Annotated in this window: 17 protein-coding genes; 8 read left to right on the plus strand and 9 right to left on the minus strand. The window is 59.9% G+C overall.

Annotated elements, in window-relative coordinates:
- The first annotated feature begins 96 nt into the window (after positions 1 to 96).
- The 8 genes from WN982_RS39895 (at position 97) to WN982_RS39930 (ending at position 7,222) form a co-directional block, all read left to right on the plus strand.
- A complete protein-coding gene (locus WN982_RS39895; protein WP_341317439.1) occupies positions 97 to 303 on the plus strand; it encodes a hypothetical protein in 207 nt (68 codons plus the stop codon).
- Positions 304 to 605: 302 nt separating this feature from the next.
- Positions 606 to 2,042, plus strand: a complete 1,437-nt coding sequence (locus WN982_RS39900; RefSeq protein WP_341317440.1) for a UbiA family prenyltransferase — start codon at positions 606 to 608, stop codon at positions 2,040 to 2,042.
- Between the two features lie 39 nt (positions 2,043 to 2,081).
- Entirely contained in the window at positions 2,082 to 3,227 is a 1,146-nt protein-coding gene (locus tag WN982_RS39905; RefSeq protein ID WP_341317441.1) for a hypothetical protein, read from the plus strand.
- Between the two features lie 2 nt (positions 3,228 to 3,229).
- Positions 3,230 to 3,565 carry a small multidrug resistance protein gene (locus WN982_RS39910; protein WP_341317442.1) on the plus strand — a complete coding sequence of 112 codons (336 nt, stop codon included), beginning with the start codon at positions 3,230 to 3,232 and terminating at the stop codon, positions 3,563 to 3,565.
- A gap of 14 nt (positions 3,566 to 3,579) precedes the next feature.
- Positions 3,580 to 5,337 carry a ShlB/FhaC/HecB family hemolysin secretion/activation protein gene (locus WN982_RS39915; RefSeq protein ID WP_341319571.1) on the plus strand — a complete coding sequence of 586 codons (1,758 nt, stop codon included), beginning with the start codon at positions 3,580 to 3,582 and terminating at the stop codon, positions 5,335 to 5,337.
- A 115-nt stretch (positions 5,338 to 5,452) separates the two neighbouring features.
- Positions 5,453 to 6,130, plus strand: coding sequence for a CsgG/HfaB family protein (locus WN982_RS39920; RefSeq protein WP_341319572.1), 678 nt, complete (start codon positions 5,453 to 5,455; stop codon positions 6,128 to 6,130).
- Between the two features lie 47 nt (positions 6,131 to 6,177).
- Positions 6,178 to 6,543: a DUF4810 domain-containing protein gene (locus WN982_RS39925; protein ID WP_341319573.1), complete on the plus strand. Its 366-nt coding sequence runs from the start codon at positions 6,178 to 6,180 to the stop codon at positions 6,541 to 6,543.
- A 10-nt stretch (positions 6,544 to 6,553) separates the two neighbouring features.
- Positions 6,554 to 7,222: a DUF799 domain-containing protein gene (locus tag WN982_RS39930; protein WP_341317443.1), complete on the plus strand. Its 669-nt coding sequence runs from the start codon at positions 6,554 to 6,556 to the stop codon at positions 7,220 to 7,222.
- A gap of 133 nt (positions 7,223 to 7,355) precedes the next feature.
- Here WN982_RS39930 and WN982_RS39935 read toward each other — a convergent pair whose 3' ends face one another.
- The 9 genes from WN982_RS39935 to WN982_RS39975 form a co-directional block, all read right to left on the minus strand.
- A complete protein-coding gene (locus WN982_RS39935) occupies positions 7,356 to 8,393 on the minus strand; it encodes a methyl-accepting chemotaxis protein (RefSeq protein WP_341317444.1) in 1,038 nt (345 codons plus the stop codon).
- 206 nt (positions 8,394 to 8,599) lie between these two features.
- Positions 8,600 to 9,433 (minus strand): AraC family transcriptional regulator, encoded by an 834-nt coding sequence (locus tag WN982_RS39940; RefSeq protein ID WP_341317445.1) that lies wholly within the window; start codon positions 9,431 to 9,433, stop codon positions 8,600 to 8,602.
- A 180-nt stretch (positions 9,434 to 9,613) separates the two neighbouring features.
- On the minus strand, positions 9,614 to 11,104 hold the full coding sequence (locus WN982_RS39945) for a DHA2 family efflux MFS transporter permease subunit (protein ID WP_341317446.1): 1,491 nt from the start codon (positions 11,102 to 11,104) through the stop codon (positions 9,614 to 9,616).
- Positions 11,105 to 11,281: 177 nt separating this feature from the next.
- A complete protein-coding gene (locus tag WN982_RS39950; protein WP_341317447.1) occupies positions 11,282 to 11,953 on the minus strand; it encodes a glutathione S-transferase in 672 nt (223 codons plus the stop codon).
- A gap of 152 nt (positions 11,954 to 12,105) precedes the next feature.
- A complete protein-coding gene (locus WN982_RS39955) occupies positions 12,106 to 13,746 on the minus strand; it encodes an AMP-binding protein (protein ID WP_341317448.1) in 1,641 nt (546 codons plus the stop codon).
- Between the two features lie 35 nt (positions 13,747 to 13,781).
- On the minus strand, positions 13,782 to 14,177 hold the full coding sequence (locus WN982_RS39960) for a RidA family protein (RefSeq protein ID WP_341317449.1): 396 nt from the start codon (positions 14,175 to 14,177) through the stop codon (positions 13,782 to 13,784).
- Positions 14,174 to 14,617, minus strand: a complete 444-nt coding sequence (locus tag WN982_RS39965) for a thioesterase family protein (protein ID WP_341317450.1) — start codon at positions 14,615 to 14,617, stop codon at positions 14,174 to 14,176. The genes WN982_RS39960 and WN982_RS39965 overlap by 4 nt, the downstream gene beginning before the upstream one ends.
- Positions 14,614 to 15,834 (minus strand): acyl-CoA dehydrogenase family protein, encoded by a 1,221-nt coding sequence (locus WN982_RS39970; RefSeq protein ID WP_341319574.1) that lies wholly within the window; start codon positions 15,832 to 15,834, stop codon positions 14,614 to 14,616. Before WN982_RS39970 ends, WN982_RS39965 begins: the two co-directional genes overlap by 4 nt.
- On the minus strand, positions 15,830 to 16,681 hold the full coding sequence (locus WN982_RS39975) for an enoyl-CoA hydratase family protein (protein WP_341317451.1): 852 nt from the start codon (positions 16,679 to 16,681) through the stop codon (positions 15,830 to 15,832). The genes WN982_RS39970 and WN982_RS39975 overlap by 5 nt, the downstream gene beginning before the upstream one ends.
- Positions 16,682 to 16,859: the final 178 nt, after the last annotated feature.

Genomic DNA, 16,859 nt, shown 5'->3' on the forward strand with positions numbered 1-16,859 from the left:
GCCAGCGACCCTGTAGTCGGAGTCCGGGGTAATGGTGAGGTATCCGAGCCGGTAGGCGACGCTGAACAGGACCTGGCGCCCAGGCAGGAAGCCGGCATGTTCGAGCATGGCATCGGTGACCTGCACCCAGGGAAAGGCGATGCGTTGCATATTGCACGGGAAGGACTCGCGCTCGTCGATATAGAAGGCGACGAATGTGTCGCACTGCTTGGCCGCGATGAGTCAGGCTTGGTGTGGTACATGGTGACAAAGACACAAGATCTGTCGCCGCCGTATGCGATGCAGCATTGCGCTGAAACATAGGCGAAACGCTGTGAAACCAGTGCGAGCGAGCTGCTCGTCATGCGCCAACATTCCGGTACGCGGATTATCGCAGCACGATTTCAGCATATAAGTTTATCGGCTCGGTTAGTTATGCAAACATATTGAGATGACCAGAATGAATCTTCTGGCAAACTTCCCTCTCACGATAACAAGTCTGAGCAGTCCCGCATCGATTCAGCATTGAAATAGCAACCGAATTGAACGGAGCGATCTCGTCGCTACAAGCCATCAAGCGGCAACAAGATCCGGTTCCCTTGAACAATTTTGACGATTAAGAACAAGTGCAAGAGACAAACGATTTGCCGCTGGTCGTGGATCTGGATGGAACGCTGACATTGACCGACACGCTGACCGAGTCCGTGATTCAGCTGGTGAAGCGCAATCCGTCGAACATCATTCGTTTGCCGATGTGGTTGTTGCAAGGACGTTCGGCAATTAAGCACAAGATTGCCGCACGCTCCAATTTCTCGGCGGAATACCTCCCGTATCGCGAAGCATTGATCGACTTTTTGACCGTCGAGAAAATACGCGGCCGAAGAATCATTCTTGCCACTGCCGCGCATGGTTCGATTGCTTCCAGTGTGTCTGCACATCTAGGGCTGTTCGACGAAGTGCTGGCTACAAAGGGAGACATCAACCTGAAAGGATCGGCGAAACTTGAGAAAGTACGCGAATGCGTCGGTGGGCCGTTTGTCTATGTCGGCGACAGTTATGCCGATCTACCGGTATGGCTTGGCTCACAGGCGGCCATTCTGGCTGGTGTTTCGCCGCGTCTGGCCGCCTTAGTCCGCGAACACGTTCCGATCGAGCGTGAATTCACAAACAGGAAAATCGGTCTTCACGTTTGGCTGAAGGCGCTACGCGTTCATCAGTGGCTCAAGAACCTGTTGCTGTTCGTGCCGCTGCTGACGGCATTTTCCTTCTTCGATACTGACAAGCTGGTCACGCTCGCGATGGCGTTCATTTCGATGTCGCTGGGCGCTTCCGCAACCTACATCGCAAACGATATCTGGGATCTGGAAAGCGACCGTCGGCATCCACGCAAGCAGTATCGTCCTTTCGCAAGCGGAACGCTGACGATATCGAGCGGACTTCTGTCCATTGTTGCACTTCTCATTGCGTCGGTAGCCCTGGCGTTCTCAGTATCGGTTGAGTTCGCTGCGATGCTGGTGCTGTACCTGGTCCTGACCACAGTCTACAGCTGGTTTTTGAAGTCTCGTGTGATGATCGACGTGATCACGCTGTCGCTGCTGTACACCCTGAGAATTTTAGCAGGATCAGTAGCGGTTCAAATCAATACGAGCCGCTGGTTGCTTGCCTTTTCTGTTTTAACATTCCTGAACCTCGCCCTCGTCAAACGCTGTTCGGAGTTGGTGTCTCTGCGTGCGAGCGGCGATACCGCAACGGTGGGCCGCGATTACCACGTCGCCGATCTCGAGGTTCTGTGGCCACTTGGCATCGGTGCATCACTCGCGGCCGTGGTCGTCTTCGGTCTTTTCATTAACGCGCCTGACACGGCCGTTCGATATGCGTTACCTGACCTGCTGTGGTTAGTCGCGCTCGGTTTGATCTCCCTGTTCGCGCGGCTGTGGATCAAGACCGTACGCGGTGCGATGGATGACGACCCGGTCGTCTATCTGATTGAAGATCACGGCAGTCTTCTCACTATCCTGATTATGGTCGCGATCATGATGACGGCCCACTTTGTACAGCTTTGACAGGTCATCAACAAAATGAATCAAAAAAATAGAAACAGTATGCTTGCATTCTGCCGGTTCTCGGTCGTATTCGTATTGCTGCTGGTCTGCAGTGGAAACGTAACCAATAGTGTATTGCTGAAGTTCGGATTTCGCGACGATCACAAGCTCGATGGCTACGCGCAAAGCCTTACGCTGGTCAGCATGATGGAGGGGACTGCCCCCAGGCCGTACGTCTATCGCTCTACATTCGCCAAGGTCGCGAAGCGGATGTCAGAGAAGCTCAGCCCGAGCCTGCAGCAGAGGCTGTTCAAATCCATTACCCGCTACGATTCGCTGCACCACAGCTATTTCAGCGGCGTCCCGGACGTGTTCTGGACGACGACGGTGGCGATCAGCTATCACGTCGTCTATTTCTTCGTGGTGTTGTCGATGACGCTGACGTTATGGTTGGTCTACGCGCTCGCAAGAATGCACGGCTTGTCGTTCGGGCAGGCATTGGGGTTCCTGGCCGGCTTTAGCTTTATCTATCCGCTCACGTTCCAGCAGGGTGGGTATTACTACGACTTCATCGAAATACTCGGCGTATTCAGCGCATGCTATTTCATGCTGAAGCGATGGATGATCCCCTGCACGCTGGCCATTGCATTCTTTTCGTTCAATAAGGAGACTTTTTTCCTCGTACCGTTCGCTTTGTTTTTTTTGCACCAGCAGGAGGTTCCGATTCGCAATCGGATCGGATGGCTGATCGTTCAACTGGCGTGCTGTTTCGCGAGTCGGTTTTTCATCATGAGCGGCTACGAACTGAATGGCGGGGGCTTCTTCGAGTTTCACGCAAAGGAGAATCTGCTGTTCTGGCTTAACCCGGCGTCATATGTTCGATTCTATAACCTCATTGCCAAGGGCATTTTCACACCGAGTCTGCAGAATCCGCTGATCCTCATACCTGCAGCCGTTTTCTTTCGCCAGGCGTGGCGGGAGACTGGCGCGCGCTACAAGCGGTATTTCCTCGCAGCTTTCCTGCCGGTTGCCATTCTGTTTGTGCTGTTCGGCTATATCGACGAAGCCCGCAACTTCTCGCTGGCGTTCCCTGCGATCGTACTCGTTGCACTGAACGCGGCAAGCCGCTTTGGGCAGATTTTTTCGCCTGGGCACGCCGATCAGGCGGAGGTCGAAACGCGCCAGCGCTCGGCCGTGGCGGGTTAATCATGTCGTTGATCGCGTTGATTGCCAGCGGTATGTTGAGCGGACTGGCGAGCGTTCTGCTACGGCTCGCCGCGCTCCGGGCCACGGCACCGTCTGCTGAATGGGTGCCGCTTCTGCTTCGCGCAGCCGCAATGGGCTCCTATAGCATCGGGTTTGTGCTCTATGCGCTTGCGCTTCGCAAAGCCAATCTGGGCCTCGCCTATCCGCTAATGGTCGCCGTCTCGGTCCTCGTAGTACTTGCGTTCACAGCGCTGCACGAGCAAATGTTAAAGCCGACCCAGATAGTCGGCGCGGCAGTGATTTTTGTTGGTGTCTGGTTGGTAACGAGACAGGTATGACTAGACCGCAACGTATGCAGGTGGGCAGGGCGCTATCGATCCTTCCACTATCGGTTGCTTTCTTGTCGCTGACCGCTTCTGATTTGCGTGCCCAGCAGGTGCCTGCTGCTCGGGCTGCTGTCCGAATCGGAGCCGAACAGGATCAACGTGCCCGGCAACAGCAGGAAGCCCGCGAACGCGAACAGACCGTGAACGCCCAGGCGATACGCTCCGCTGCCGTGCCGCCGGCGGTCCTTCCTCAACTACCGGCAGAAACTCCCTGCTTTCCGATCCGCTCGTTCATGCTGGACGTGCCATCGACTCTTTCAGACGAGGTGCGGGCACAGGGTACATCAGCCTTACCGCTCGACCGCTTCACGTTCGCCCGCGAATGGCTCGATCACTACGTGGGCCAGTGCATTGGCAAACATGGACTGGACACACTCACGAAAGGCTTGCAGCAGACGATCCTGAGTCGCGGCTACATCACCACGCGCGTGCTGTTACCCGAACAGGACCTGTCGACCGGCGCGCTGAAATTCGCGCTCGTCCCCGGTATCGTCCGCCACCTACGATTTGCCGACCCATCGACTCGCGGCACATGGAAATCCGCATTCCCCGTCCGCGGCGGCGACATGCTGAACTTGCGTGATCTGGAGCAAGGGTTGGAGCAGATGAAGCGCGTCAGCAGTCAGGACGTGGACATGAAAATCGAGCCGACCGATACACCGGGCGAAAGCGACGTCGTCGTCACCGTGAAGCGCGCAAAACCGTGGACCGTCGTCGCGTCGGTCGACAACTCGGGTTTCCGCGCGACGGGCAAGCTGCAGGGCAACGTGAGCATCGGCATCGACAACCCGCTCGGATTGAACGATGTGTTCACTGTCGGCGCGAACCAGGACCTTGAATTCGGCGACAAGGGTCTCGGCTCGCACGGCTTTAACAGCTCGTACTCAATTCCATGGGGCTACTGGACCGCGACGCTGTCGGGCAACACAAACACCTACTATCAGCAGATAGCGGGCGCAAACCAGACGTTCATCTCCAGCGGTAATTCGCAGACAGCCGGCTTGAAGTTGCAGCGCGTTATCAGCCGTAGCCAGAACGACGTGCTCGGCGTCGAGTTCCAGCTATCGAAGCGCTTCGGCGAGAGCTTCATCGACGACACAACGATACCGCAGCAGCATCGCAACAACACGTTCGTCGAGGCCGGGTTGACCGACCGTCACTACTTCGGCGACGCCCAGTTCGACGGCACGCTTGCCTATCGCCAGGGCATCAATGAATTCGGCGCGACACCTGATCCGTACCCGAGTGGACCGACGTACCGCTTTCACATGGCCGTGCTCGACGCAAACCTCTCGGTGCCGTTCCAGATCGCGCGGCAAAACCTGCGCTACGTGACGACCGTCCACGGCCAGTTCACGAACAAGACACTGTTCTATATCGACGACCTGACCATTGGCAGCCGCTACACCGTGCGCGGCTTCGACGGCGAAACGATGCTTGCCGCAGAAAAAGGTTTCTACTGGCGCAACGAATTACAGATGCCGGTCGGACAGACCGGACAGGCGTTGTATGTGGGAATCGACTACGGGCGCGTGTTCGGCCCGAACACGGCGTTTCTGGCGGGTACGCAACTGGCGGGTGCGGTCATAGGCATTCGCGGCAGTATGCCGGCGCGGATCGCAAGGCTCTCCTACGACCTGTTTGCCGGCACGCCGATCTATAAACCATCCGATTTTCCCACCGCACGGGTCACGCTCGGTTTCCAGATGATGGCCCAGTTTTGACCCAAACAGCCCGTCGACTTGTACGGGCCGCCTCGCCTATGCCGCGTGGCACGACCCACATGATTTAACTGATTTATCGCGTTTCCCCACTAATCCATTTCATGGAGTGATGCAATTGAAGTCAACCAGAAAATATGGAGTGCTGATCGCAGCTTCCATCACTATTGCCCTCACTGGATGCGCAACCGAATCGTCAAGATCACTACCGGTTCCGGTCGTCAGCAGTGCCCAGACACCGTATACGGGCAAACCGGTGGAGATCGCCGTAGGCAAGTTCGACAACCGCTCGAGCTATATGCGAGGGATTTTCTCGGATGGGATCGATCGCCTGGGCGGTCAGGCCAAAACCATCCTGATTACCCACCTGCAACAGAGCCGCCGCTTCAACGTGCTGGATCGCGACAATCTGGACGAGATCAGGCAGGAAGCGACATTCACAAAAAAAGCGCAAACCATCAAGGGCGCCAACTTCGTCGTGACAGGCGACGTGACCGAATTTGGCCGTAAGGAAGTCGGCGACCAGCAACTGTTCGGCATCCTGGGACGCGGTAAAAGCCAGGTGGCCTACGCGAAGGTGAACCTGAACATCGTCAACGCAGCGACATCCGAAGTGGTGCTGTCGAGCCAGGGCGCTGGGGAATACAGCCTGTCCAATCGCGAAATCATTGGTTTCGGTGGCACGGCCAGCTATGACTCGACACTGAATGGCAAGGTGCTCGACCTGGCAATCCAGGAAGCAGTGAATCATCTGGCTAAGCAGGTTGATGCCGGAGCATTGACGGTGAGCAAATGAGCACCACTCGAACCACTTTGGCAGACCAACACCTGAACATGAAAGCCATGAGAAACAGCACCATAACGAAGACGATCTGGTTGCCGGTGATGGCAGCCGGAACATTGCTGGCGGGATGCGCGACGTCAACGCCGACGCTGTATCAGTGGGACGGATATCAGCCGCAGGTCTATGAGTACTTCAAGGGGCAAAAGAGCCCTGCAGAGCAGATCGATGCGCTCGAAAAGGCACTTCAGGAGATTCGGGCCAAAGGCAACATGCCGCCTCCTGGCTTCCATGCGCACCTCGGGATGTTGTACGCGAGCGTCGGCAAGGACCAGCAGGCGCAACAGGAACTGCAGGCGGAAAAACAGTCGTTCCCGGAGTCTTCGACCTACATGGACTTTTTGCTGAAAAAGTCCAAACAACAATAAGAGGATAACTATGTTCAAATCCATCTTTCTCAAACTGCCTGCAGCGATTTCGGTCCTGGCTCTGCTTGCCGCGTGTACGACACCCGTCCAGCGTGCCGACTACACGGCCTTCAAGAAGAGCCAGCCGCGTTCGATCCTGGTACTGCCGCCTTTGAATGAAACGTCGGATGTGAAGGCCACGTCCGGAATGTTGGCCCAGATGACGAAGCCGATTGCGGAAGCCGGATATTACGTTTTGCCCGTCGCTGTGATGGACGAGACTTTCAAACAGAATGGCTTGACCACCCCAGCAGATATTCAACAGGTCTCCACGGCCAAACTCCGTTCCATTTTTGGCGCGGACGCAGCGTTGTATTCGAAAGTCACCCAGTACGGCTCCGTTTACACAGTGGTGGATAGCAATACAGTCGTGACTGCTTCGGCGAAGCTTATCGATCTCACGACGGGTGATGTGCTCTGGCAGGGCTCCGGGAGCGCTTCAGGTAAGGAGCTCGGGAATTACAGCGTGAATGCCGGACTCATCGGGGCGCTCGTGCAGGCAGCCGTCAAGCAGGTGGCTCACAACCTGTCGGACGATAGCTTTGCGGTAGCGGGCCTGACTAGCCAACGGTTGCTGTCCGCCGGGCCTCCAAATGGGCTTCTGTACGGACCGCATTCTCCGAAGTACGGTACCGACTGACGGAAGGGGCTGCAGTTTCGATCCGGCGAACCAGGTTCAAGCTGACCGGCAAGCGCCTGCGCGATACGCTATTCGATTTTGAGAACGGCGCGTAGGCGCGTGCTACGGGTAATACCTCGCCCAAAGCGAAGGCTTAAGCCGGCGGCGACTGCACCACCACGCCATACCACCCCAGCCCGCGATAGCTTTCGTAGCCGGGCGTGGCGGCGAACGATACGGTGCGACCGTCCGTCAACCGATAGAAGCCGGTCGGCTTGCCGTCGGTCGTCAGGCGAAACTGTTCGTCGAGCACGCCTTGGTCGTCCGAGCTGGCAATCACGCGATGCGATGCGTTGACGATCATGCAGCGCGTGCGGCGCCATTCTTCGTCCGTGAGACGCACGCCTTTGACGACCGCCGACGCCTGCGGCGCCCAGTCGAAAAAGATCACCAGCGCGCCGAGCGGCTTGCCGTCGACCGCGCCGTTCTCGCGAATCGCTGTGGCGTAGGTCGCGACTTGCGCGTGCTTCAGCAGCGGCAGCGCTTCGATATCGCCCGCAACAAAATCCGCGCCAGAAGGCGTTTTCATCGCGTCGCGAAACCAGCTCGCTTCGCCTACGTTGCGGCCGTGCACCGCGTACATATCGGGCCGCCCGTTCGCGACCACGTTGCCCGACGCATCGACGATCCATAAATCGCGGTACACGGTATAGCTGTCGAGAATCACCGATAGACGGCGCGACGCATACGCCTGCGTGCCGGCGTTCGCGTCGGCGAGGCAATTCACCACGGCGGAATCGGTGGCCCACCAGCGCACGTCGCATGAGCGCTCGTACAGATTGCGGTCGATCACGTCGATCATGTTCAGCGCGAGATCGGCGCAACGCTGACCTTCGTGCGAGCGCAGCCGTTCCATCATGCTGTCGCCGAGGTCGGTCAGCCTGGTCAGCGAACCCGCGAGTTCACGGTTGAGCACGGTAGTGATTTCGCCGATGCGTGCCGACACATGCTTGACCTGATTCGCGACCACCGCGAAGCCGCGGCCCGCGTTGCCCGCACGCGCCGCCTCGATCAGTGCGTTGAGCGCAAGGAAAGTGGTTTCGCGATTGATGTCGTTGATATCGGAGATTTTGCCTGTGGCGAGCTTCCTGACGTGATGCGTCAGTTCGACAATTTCAAGCGGATTCGACATGACGTGGTCCCGGTTCCTGGCAATATTGTGCCTGCATAAAAGCAAGCATTGGGCCGGGCAGATGAAGAGGGCACCGCGGAGGCTGCCATGCACGCGGCAAACGTTTGGCGGCGAATGACGTGGTGCAAGGTGTCACCAGCGCTTACCGGCGACGCACCGCGCTCGTGCATCGCCGTGATGGAACTGGTGGCCTGCAAAGGCGCAAATCAGGCCTTCAAAGGCAACCAGATTTCGAGCCCACCCATTCCGCTGACGGGATCGAACTTCTCGTCATAGCGCTCGAAGTTCGGCGCATCCGCGGGCACATGTCCCGACGCCGGCAGCCACTGATTCCAGATCGTGTTCCAGGTGCGCCGGATCGCCGAGATATGCTCGCGATGGCTGAATACCGCATAGCGCTGTGCGGGAATGCGTACGCGGCTCAACTCGGCCGGCAGCGTGGAGAAGTCGCTGACTTCGACGCCGCACAGGTAATCGAAATTGCCCGAGTCGTCGGCGTTGTAGCTTACGCCGTAGGCGACGCCGCCTACTTGGGCCGGCACCTTGCCGTAGTAGGCGCCAAAGCGCTGCCATTGCGAGGGAATGGCCTGGCTGGTGTCGCAGGTGTAGCGTTCGTTCAGACCGGCGACGAGAAACGGTTTGCCGTCTTCGAAACGCGGCGGTTCCAGATGGGCGAGAAGGGTTTGGTCCATTTTGATCGGCTCCACGATGGCAAGATTGTCGAGATGACCACGCGCGCGCAGCGCTTCGGGCGTGAGCCCGAACTGCTCGCGAAACGCGCGCGTGAATGCCTCGTGAGAACCGTATCCGGCGTCGAGTGCGACCGTCAGAATGTCCGGCGCGCCGTTGGCGAGGCGCCGCGCCGCTTCGCTCAATCGACGCGCGCGGACATAGCGCATGACCGGAACCCCAGTCGCCGCTTCGAACGCGCGCGCCATGTGAAAGCGCGACACGCATCCACAGCCGGCGATGTCGTCGAGCGTCAGTTCGCGGGCAAAGTGGCTTTCGATAAACCAGAGTGCTCTTCCGACGGGGCTCATATCGGCTCTCATGTCAGCATGAAGCCATGCATACCAGGCGGCGAACTGGCGCATTTGATCGCGCTTGCGGTTTTGCGATTTTTCGCGATCGCCGCGAGTTCAGGTGGGGGAAACGTCATCGGCCGACGAGCCGAAATAGACCTGCACTTCAACAATCTGGCCGTATGCGTCCCGCGCGAATCAGTAGTTTGGCGTGGCCGCCTTATTCTCTGTGGGCCGTGAATGTGCGGGTGCCGACGTGTCCTGGCCGTGGGCGTCCGCACTTGCCTGTTGACCCGGGCGCAACAGCAACCCGCCTAAAATGCCTGCCGCTGCCGCGAAAATCGCCCCGAACAGGAACGCGACGTGATAACCGCTGTTGAGCGTCGCCGCCGCGTTTTCGGAAGCCTGCACAACGCTGCTGCGCGCGGCGGCGAGACTCGCAAGCACCGCGAGACCGAGCGCACCACCCATCATGAACGACGTATTGACGATCCCCGACGCGAGGCCCGAATCGCTCGGATCGACGTCGCTCATCGCGGCCAGCAGCACGGGATTGAATGCAATGCCCGCGCCGAAGCCGAGCAGCATCATGCCGGGCAGCACATCGAGCACGAAGCTGCCGTTGACCGGCGCGCGTGCGAACAGCGCCAGTCCCGCCGCCGCGACCAGCAGACCGACGGCGAGCGGCACCCGCAGCCCGAAGCGCATCACCACGCGCGCTGACAGACCCAGCGAGAAGAACGCCATGATCAGATTCGCGGGCAGAAACGCGAGTCCAACCTGCAACGGCCGGTAGCCCAGCACGCGTTGCAGATACAACGCGGAGATGAAGAACCACGCGAACATCGCCGCTGCCCACAGCACGCCGACCACGTTGGCGGTCGCGACGTTGCGCAAGAGGAACAGCCCGAGCGGCATCAGCGGATGCTGCACGCGCGCTTCGATGAGGAGAAACACCGCGAGCAGCACCAGCGCCGCGAACAGCAGACCGAGCGTCTGCGGTGAGGTCCAGCCCGCTTCATTGCCGTTCACGACCGCGTACACGGCCAGCATCAGCGAAACGGTGACCGTCACAGCGCCGGCTACATCCAGCCGTTCGCCGTGCGCGTGGCCGCGCGCCGACGGCAACAGCGCGACGCATAGCGCGTAGACCGCGATACCAATCGGCAGATTGACGAGAAAGATCCAGTGCCAGCTCAGCAGGTTCGTCAGCAGACCGCCCAGCAATACGCCGATGCTGCCGCCGCCCGCGCAGACGAAACCGTAGACGCCCATTGCTTTTGCGCGTTCGCCGGGCTCGGTGAACAGATTCATGATGAGCGACAACGAAACGGCGGAAACGATCGCACCGCCCAAACCTTGAACGGCGCGCGCGCACACCAGCAGCACTTGCGTGTTCGCCATCCCGCATGCGAGCGACGCGAGCGTGAACAGTGTGATACCGCCGAGGAACAGCTTACGGTGCCCGTACAGATCGCCGAGCCGGCCGCCCAACAGCAAACAGCCGCCGAACGTGAGCATGTAGGCGTTGACCACCCACACCAGCGAAGTCTCGCTAAAGCCGAGATCCGCCGCGATCGACGGCAGCGCAACGTTCACGATCGTCGTATCGAGCACAATCATGAGCACGCCGAGGCACAGAACAATCAGCGCCAGCCAGCGTTTGCTGCCATGGATGGAATGGGTCATGCAGGGAACTCCTTTGCCGCGCTCAGTCGGATGCCGGACGCGCCGCCGCTTCGCGAGACGTCGGCAACTCGTTGATGGCAATGGGGATTTTCGAGTCTAGCCCCGGTAATGCCGGACTACAACTACGAATTCCTGGTCGCCCGGCATCGGCTCGCCAGTTGAGGCCGTCCGCCAGCCTCAGCTCAGAAGTTCGTACTTGCCGCCGCGTTCGAGCGCGCGCTGATAAGCCGGCCGCGCATGAATGTGCTTGAGAAATTCGATTACAGTCGGAATCTGGCCTTCCATGCCGCCGCGCGCGGTGGCGGCTTCGAGTGGAAAGCTCATCTGAATGTCGGCGGCCGTGAAGTCGTTACCGACGAACCAGCCAGTCGCGCTCAATTCATTGTTGACATAACCGAGGTGCAACTTCAACTGCGGATCGATGAAGCTCGATTGCAGCGTCGCTGCGATCTTGCGGGCGATCGGCTTGGCGAAGAACGGCATCGGCGCGCCGGCAATGCGCAGCGCGATCAGCTTCAGCAGCAGCGGCGGCATCGCCGAGCCTTCCGCATAGTGCATCCAGATGGTGTAGCGCAGCCGCTCCGGCGTGCCCGCCGCAGGCGCGAGGCGGCCTTGACCGTACTTGTCGATCAGATACTCGATGATTGCGCCCGATTCGGCGAGGGTCTGGCCGTCGTCGGTAATCACGGGCGATTTGCCGAGCGGATGCACCGCGCGCAACGCCGGCGGCGCCAGCATCGTTTTCGGGTCGCGCTGGTAGCGCTTGATCTCGTACGGAACGCCGAGTTCTTCGAGCAGCCACAACACGCGTTGCGAGCGGGAGTTGTTCAGATGATGGACGGTCAGCATGGGTCGAGGGATGTTGGCCTGTGGAGTGTCACATCATAGGGACATTGTGCAGAGGCGTGACTCTAGTCGTATCTCACATGCGTGACTTGTTGCCCATCAACTGATTCGACGGTAGCGTCTCGTCGAGCAGTTTGCGCGCGCTCTCGAAGCGACTACGTCATCGTACGCAACGCGAAGCGTTTGAGCTTGCCGGTTTCGGTACGCGGCAGCGTGTCGATGAAAGCGATGACGCGTGGATATTTATACGGCGCCACGCTATTTTTCACGAAATCCTGCAGTTGTGCGACCAGTTTGTCATCCGGCGTGTAGCCCGGGTTCAGTACCACGAACGCCTTGACGATCTGCCCGCGCGTTTCGTCCGGTACGCCGACCACGCCGCATTCGGCCACCGCGTCATGCTGCATCAGCACGCTTTCCACTTCCGGGCCGGAGATGTTGTACCCGGCGGAGACGATCATGTCGTCGGCGCGGGCCTGGTAAAACACGTAGCCGTCTTCGTCCAGATAGACCGAGTCGCCGGGCAGATTCCAGCCGTCGCGGACGAACTTCGCTTGCCGCTCGTCGGCCAGATAGCGGCAGCCGGTCGGTCCGCGCACTGCGAGTTTGCCGATCGTGCCGGGCGGGACCGGTTGCATGGCGTTGTCCACAGCTTGTACGACGTAGCCCGGCACCGCGCGGCCGATTGCATGCGGACGAATCTCATCGCCCTGCGCCGAAATGAAAATATGGATCAGTTCAGTGCCGCCGATTCCGTCGATCATGTCGATGCCGGTGGCGTCGCGCCATAGATGCCGCGTCGAATCCGGCAACGCTTCACCCGCCGACACCGTCTTTTGCAGGCTCGAAACGTCGTGGTGCGCAACCAGCGGCGCCATCTGACGGTAAAACGTCGGCGCGGTGAACATGATGGTTGTGTGGAAGCGCTCGACGGTCTGCAGCAAGGTCTCGGGCGTGAGCCGCTCGATCAGCACCGTCGACGCGCCGACGCGCAGCGGAAAGCACAGCATGCCGCCGAGCCCGAACGTGAAGGCGAGCGGCGGCGTGCCGCAAAAGATATCGCTCGACGTCGGTTTCAACACGTGACGCGGAAACAGATCGCACATCGCCAGGACGTCGCGATGAAAGTGCATGCAGCCCTTGGGCGCGCCGGTCGTGCCGCTGGTGAAAGCGATCAGGCAGACGTCGTCGGCGGCGGTGTCGCACGCGGTGAACTGGTCCGGCTTGTTGATCGCGAGCGTCTCGAGTGAATCGGCGGCATCGTCATGGAACAGGCGTGTTTGCTTCAGGCCCGCACAGTAGAACTCGTCTTGAGGATCGTTGCAGCGCGCGAGTTCTTCGGTTAGACGGGCATCGCATAACGCGGCGCCGACTTGCGCCTTGTCGATGATCTGCTTCAGTTCTTTCGCGCGCAGCAACGGCATGGTCGGCACCACGACGAGGCCCGCCTTCAGCGCGGCGAGTGCGGTCACCGCCATTTGCAACGTGTTCGGCCCGCGCAGCAGCACGCGGTTGCCCGGTTGCAAACCCATTTCGTCGACCAGCACATGCGCGCTGCGGTTCACCAGCGCGAGGAGCTCGCCGTAAGTGGTGGCTTGAGGCTTGCCGTCCACCTCGGACCAGATTGCCGGACGATCTCGATGGCCGGCTTCGATGGTCCGGTCCAGCAATTCCGTCGCGCAATTGAAGCGAGCGGGGTATGCAACGTCGGGATTGTCGAGCAGAAAAACAGGCCATTGATCCTGCGGCGGAAGATTATCGCGCGCGAAGGTATCGACGTGTGCTGACGGTTCCATCATGGTCTCCCGGGTGTAGAGCCGGCTTGGCGGTCTTAGTGAGGGATCACTGCTGTCGCTTCGATCTCGACTTTGGCCTCGTCTTCGATCAACGCGACGACTTGCACCGCGCTCATCGCGATGTCGTAGTCGCCGATCAATTCGCGAAACGCGCGACCGATGTCTTTCAGCGATGCCAGATATTCGCGTTTGTCGGTCACGTACCACGTCAGGCGCACCAGATGATGCGGCGAGCCGCCCGCTTCATGCAGTACGGCCAGAATGTTTTTGAGCGCCTGAATGGCCTGGGCGGCAAAGTCGGTGGTCTGGAAACGCGCCTGTTCGTCCCAGCCGATCTGGCCGGCGATGAACACTTGCGTGCCGGTAGCCGCGACGCCGTTTGCATAACCGCGCGGCTTGACCCAACCGGCGGGGAGGAGAGCTGTTTTCATGAGCGTTGCGCCTCGATGGGTTCGGGCTGTGGGGCAAACTTCGCGAGCGCGCTCGCGATGTCGGCGGGGATGTCGATGGATGTGCCGCTTTCGAGCGAGGTCGTCACGAGCACCTGCTTCGCGCGGAAGCGGGTTTCGTCGCCGCAATAGCCAACGATGTCGATGCTTAGCGAGCGGCGTCCGATTGCAAGCACGGCGAGCGAAAGCGTGATCGTTTCACCCATCTGGCTCGGCCGCGAAAACTCGCAATCGAGCTTGACGATCGGCAGGCCGACGCGGCGCTGCGCGATCATGTGCGCGTAGTCGATATGCAAGCCTTCGTTGAACCAGTCTTCAACGAGGGAGTTGGTCATCACCAGATATTGCGGAAAGAACACGATGCCCGCCGGATCGCAGTGCGAGAAGCGGATGCGAACGGGCCTTTCGAAGCTCGCGCTCATTTCGTATTGTCCTCACTGTTGTCCTTGAGGGCCGCGGCAGCGTGCGCCTTAAGCAAGTCGCGGCCGACAATCAACTGCTGCACTTCAGTCGCGCCTTCATAGATTCGCAACGCCCGGATCTCGCGATACAGCATCTCGACGGCCGTGCCGCTCTGCACACCCATGCCACCGAACAGTTGCACGGCGGCGTCGATCACCTGCTGTGCGCCTTCGCTCGCGTGCCACTTCGCCATGGCGGCTTCACGCGTGACGTTTTCGCCCTGATCGCGCAACCATGCCGCGCGATAGACCAGCAACGCGCTGCTGTCGATCGTCAACGCCATTTGCGCGAGCTTCGCCTGTGTCAGTTGAAAATCGCCGAGCGTCTGACCAAACATCTTGCGCGACGCTGCGCGAGCGAGACCCTCGGCCATCGCATGACGTGCGAAGCCTAAAGACGCCGCCGCCACTGACGTGCGAAAAATATCGAGTGTGCGCATCGCGAGCTTGAAACCTTCGCCGGGTGCGCCGAGCATCTGGCTGCGTGGCACGCGCGCGCCGGCAAAGTGCAGACGGGCGAGCGGATGCGGCGCGATCACGTCGATACGTTCGGCGATTTCGAGCCCCGGCGTGTCGGCGTCGACGATGAATGCGCTAATGCCGCGTGCGCCGGGCGCTTCGCCGGTTCTGGCGAACACTACATAGAAATCGGCGATGCCGCCGTTCGAAATCCACGTCTTGTCGCCGTCGAGCACATAGGCGTCGCCGTCTTCGCGGGCGGAAAACGCCATCGCGGCGACGTCCGATCCCGCTTCCGGCTCCGACAAAGCGAAGGCGGCAATAGCCGTGCCGTTCGCCACGCGTGGCAAGTAGCGCGTCTTCTGCTCATGCGTGCCACCGAGCGAGATCGCGCCTGAACCGAGCCCTTGCATTGCCAAAGCGAAATCGGCGAGGCCGGAATGTTTGGCGAGCGTTTCGCGCAGCAGGCAAACGGCGCGGGTGTCGATAGTGTCGCCATGCCCGCCGTACGCGACGCCGCCGACGCCGTATTTCAACCAGCCTGCCGCGCCGAGTTCACGAACGAGCTTGCGGCAGGTGGCATCGACGTCATCGTGTTCGACGTGCGTGAGATTCGTGCGGGACCATGCCTCGATACCCTCGGCAAGTTCGCGATGGCGCGGTTCAAAAAACGGCCACGCCAGCGCGCTGTGCAGATCTACGTGAGCGCTCAACTCAATCTCCTTCGAACACTGGGCGCGACTTCGCGGCAAATGCGCTATATGCACGCTCGAAATCGCGCGTGCTCATGCAGATCGCCTGCGCTTGCGCCTCGGATTCGATCGCTTCGTCGATGCTCATGCTCCATTCCTGGTGCAGCATCTTCTTCGTGATGCCGTGCGCGAAAGTCGGGCCCGCGACCAGGTCTGAAGCGAGCTTGTGTGCTTCTTCAAGGAGCGCTGCCGGTTCGCACAAACGATTGTAGAAACCCCATGCATAGCTTTCGTCGCCACTGGCCGAGCGGCCGGTGAAGAGTAATTCGGCGGCGCGACCCTGGCCGATGATGCGCGGCAGGATCGCGCAGGCGCCCATATCGCAACCTGCGAGACCCACTCGCGAGAACAGAAAGGCAAGCTTGCTGCGCGCGGTGCCGAGCCGCATGTCGGACGCCATTGCGAGAATCGCGCCTGCGCCGGCACATACGCCGTCGACCGCGGCAATCACAGGTTGCGGGCAATGCCGCATTGCTTTGACGAGATCGCCGGTCATGCGTGTGAACAGTAGCAGTTCCGGCATCGGCAGATCGATCAGCGGCGCGATGATGTCGTGCACGTCGCCGCCGGAGCAGAAGTTCTCGCCTGCGCCGTGAATCACCACGGCTTTTACGTCGGTCGCATACGCGAGTTGCCTGAACAGGTCGCGCAGCTCCGCATACGATTCGAAGGTGAGCGGATTCTTGCGCTCGGGCCGGTTCAGCGTGATCGTCGCGAGCTTATCGGCGACCGACCAGCCGAAGTGCTGCGCCTCGTAACCGGCGAGCGTCAGACGGTTGCCGGCCAGCAATGCGTCGGCGTTGGATCGTGTCATGAATGTCTCCTATGTCGACCAGAGTTGACGCTTTAGCGTCTTACTCTGGTCCCATGCAAGATGGTTGTTCGGTTGACGCTTTAGCGTCTTACTCTGGTCCCATGCAAGATAGTTGTTCGGTTGACGCTTTAGCGTGTCGACCAGAGTTCGCGCTTTAGCGCGCTACTCTGGTCCCATG

This window comes from Paraburkholderia sp. IMGN_8, assembly GCF_038050405.1.
GTDB lineage: Bacteria > Pseudomonadota > Gammaproteobacteria > Burkholderiales > Burkholderiaceae > Paraburkholderia.

What these genes read in the sequence shown, in the direction of transcription:
- WN982_RS39905 (WP_341317441.1), top strand. Translation starts at nt 2,082, where the DNA reads ATGCTTGCATTCTGCCGGTTCTCGGTCGTATTCGTATTGCTGCTGGTC.
- WN982_RS39915 (WP_341319571.1), top strand. Translation starts at nt 3,580, where the DNA reads ATGCAGGTGGGCAGGGCGCTATCGATCCTTCCACTATCGGTTGCTTTC.
- WN982_RS39935 (WP_341317444.1), bottom strand. Translation starts at nt 8,393, where the DNA reads ATGTCGAATCCGCTTGAAATTGTCGAACTGACGCATCACGTCAGGAAG.
- WN982_RS39925 (WP_341319573.1), top strand. Translation starts at nt 6,178, where the DNA reads ATGAGAAACAGCACCATAACGAAGACGATCTGGTTGCCGGTGATGGCA.
- WN982_RS39960 (WP_341317449.1), bottom strand. Translation starts at nt 14,177, where the DNA reads ATGAAAACAGCTCTCCTCCCCGCCGGTTGGGTCAAGCCGCGCGGTTAT.
- WN982_RS39950 (WP_341317447.1), bottom strand. Translation starts at nt 11,953, where the DNA reads ATGCTGACCGTCCATCATCTGAACAACTCCCGCTCGCAACGCGTGTTG.
- WN982_RS39955 (WP_341317448.1), bottom strand. Translation starts at nt 13,746, where the DNA reads ATGGAACCGTCAGCACACGTCGATACCTTCGCGCGCGATAATCTTCCG.
- WN982_RS39910 (WP_341317442.1), top strand. Translation starts at nt 3,230, where the DNA reads ATGTCGTTGATCGCGTTGATTGCCAGCGGTATGTTGAGCGGACTGGCG.
- WN982_RS39965 (WP_341317450.1), bottom strand. Translation starts at nt 14,617, where the DNA reads ATGAGCGCGAGCTTCGAAAGGCCCGTTCGCATCCGCTTCTCGCACTGC.
- WN982_RS39895 (WP_341317439.1), top strand. Translation starts at nt 97, where the DNA reads ATGTTCGAGCATGGCATCGGTGACCTGCACCCAGGGAAAGGCGATGCG.
- WN982_RS39975 (WP_341317451.1), bottom strand. Translation starts at nt 16,681, where the DNA reads ATGACACGATCCAACGCCGACGCATTGCTGGCCGGCAACCGTCTGACG.
- WN982_RS39940 (WP_341317445.1), bottom strand. Translation starts at nt 9,433, where the DNA reads ATGAGCCCCGTCGGAAGAGCACTCTGGTTTATCGAAAGCCACTTTGCC.
- WN982_RS39930 (WP_341317443.1), top strand. Translation starts at nt 6,554, where the DNA reads ATGTTCAAATCCATCTTTCTCAAACTGCCTGCAGCGATTTCGGTCCTG.
- WN982_RS39945 (WP_341317446.1), bottom strand. Translation starts at nt 11,104, where the DNA reads ATGACCCATTCCATCCATGGCAGCAAACGCTGGCTGGCGCTGATTGTT.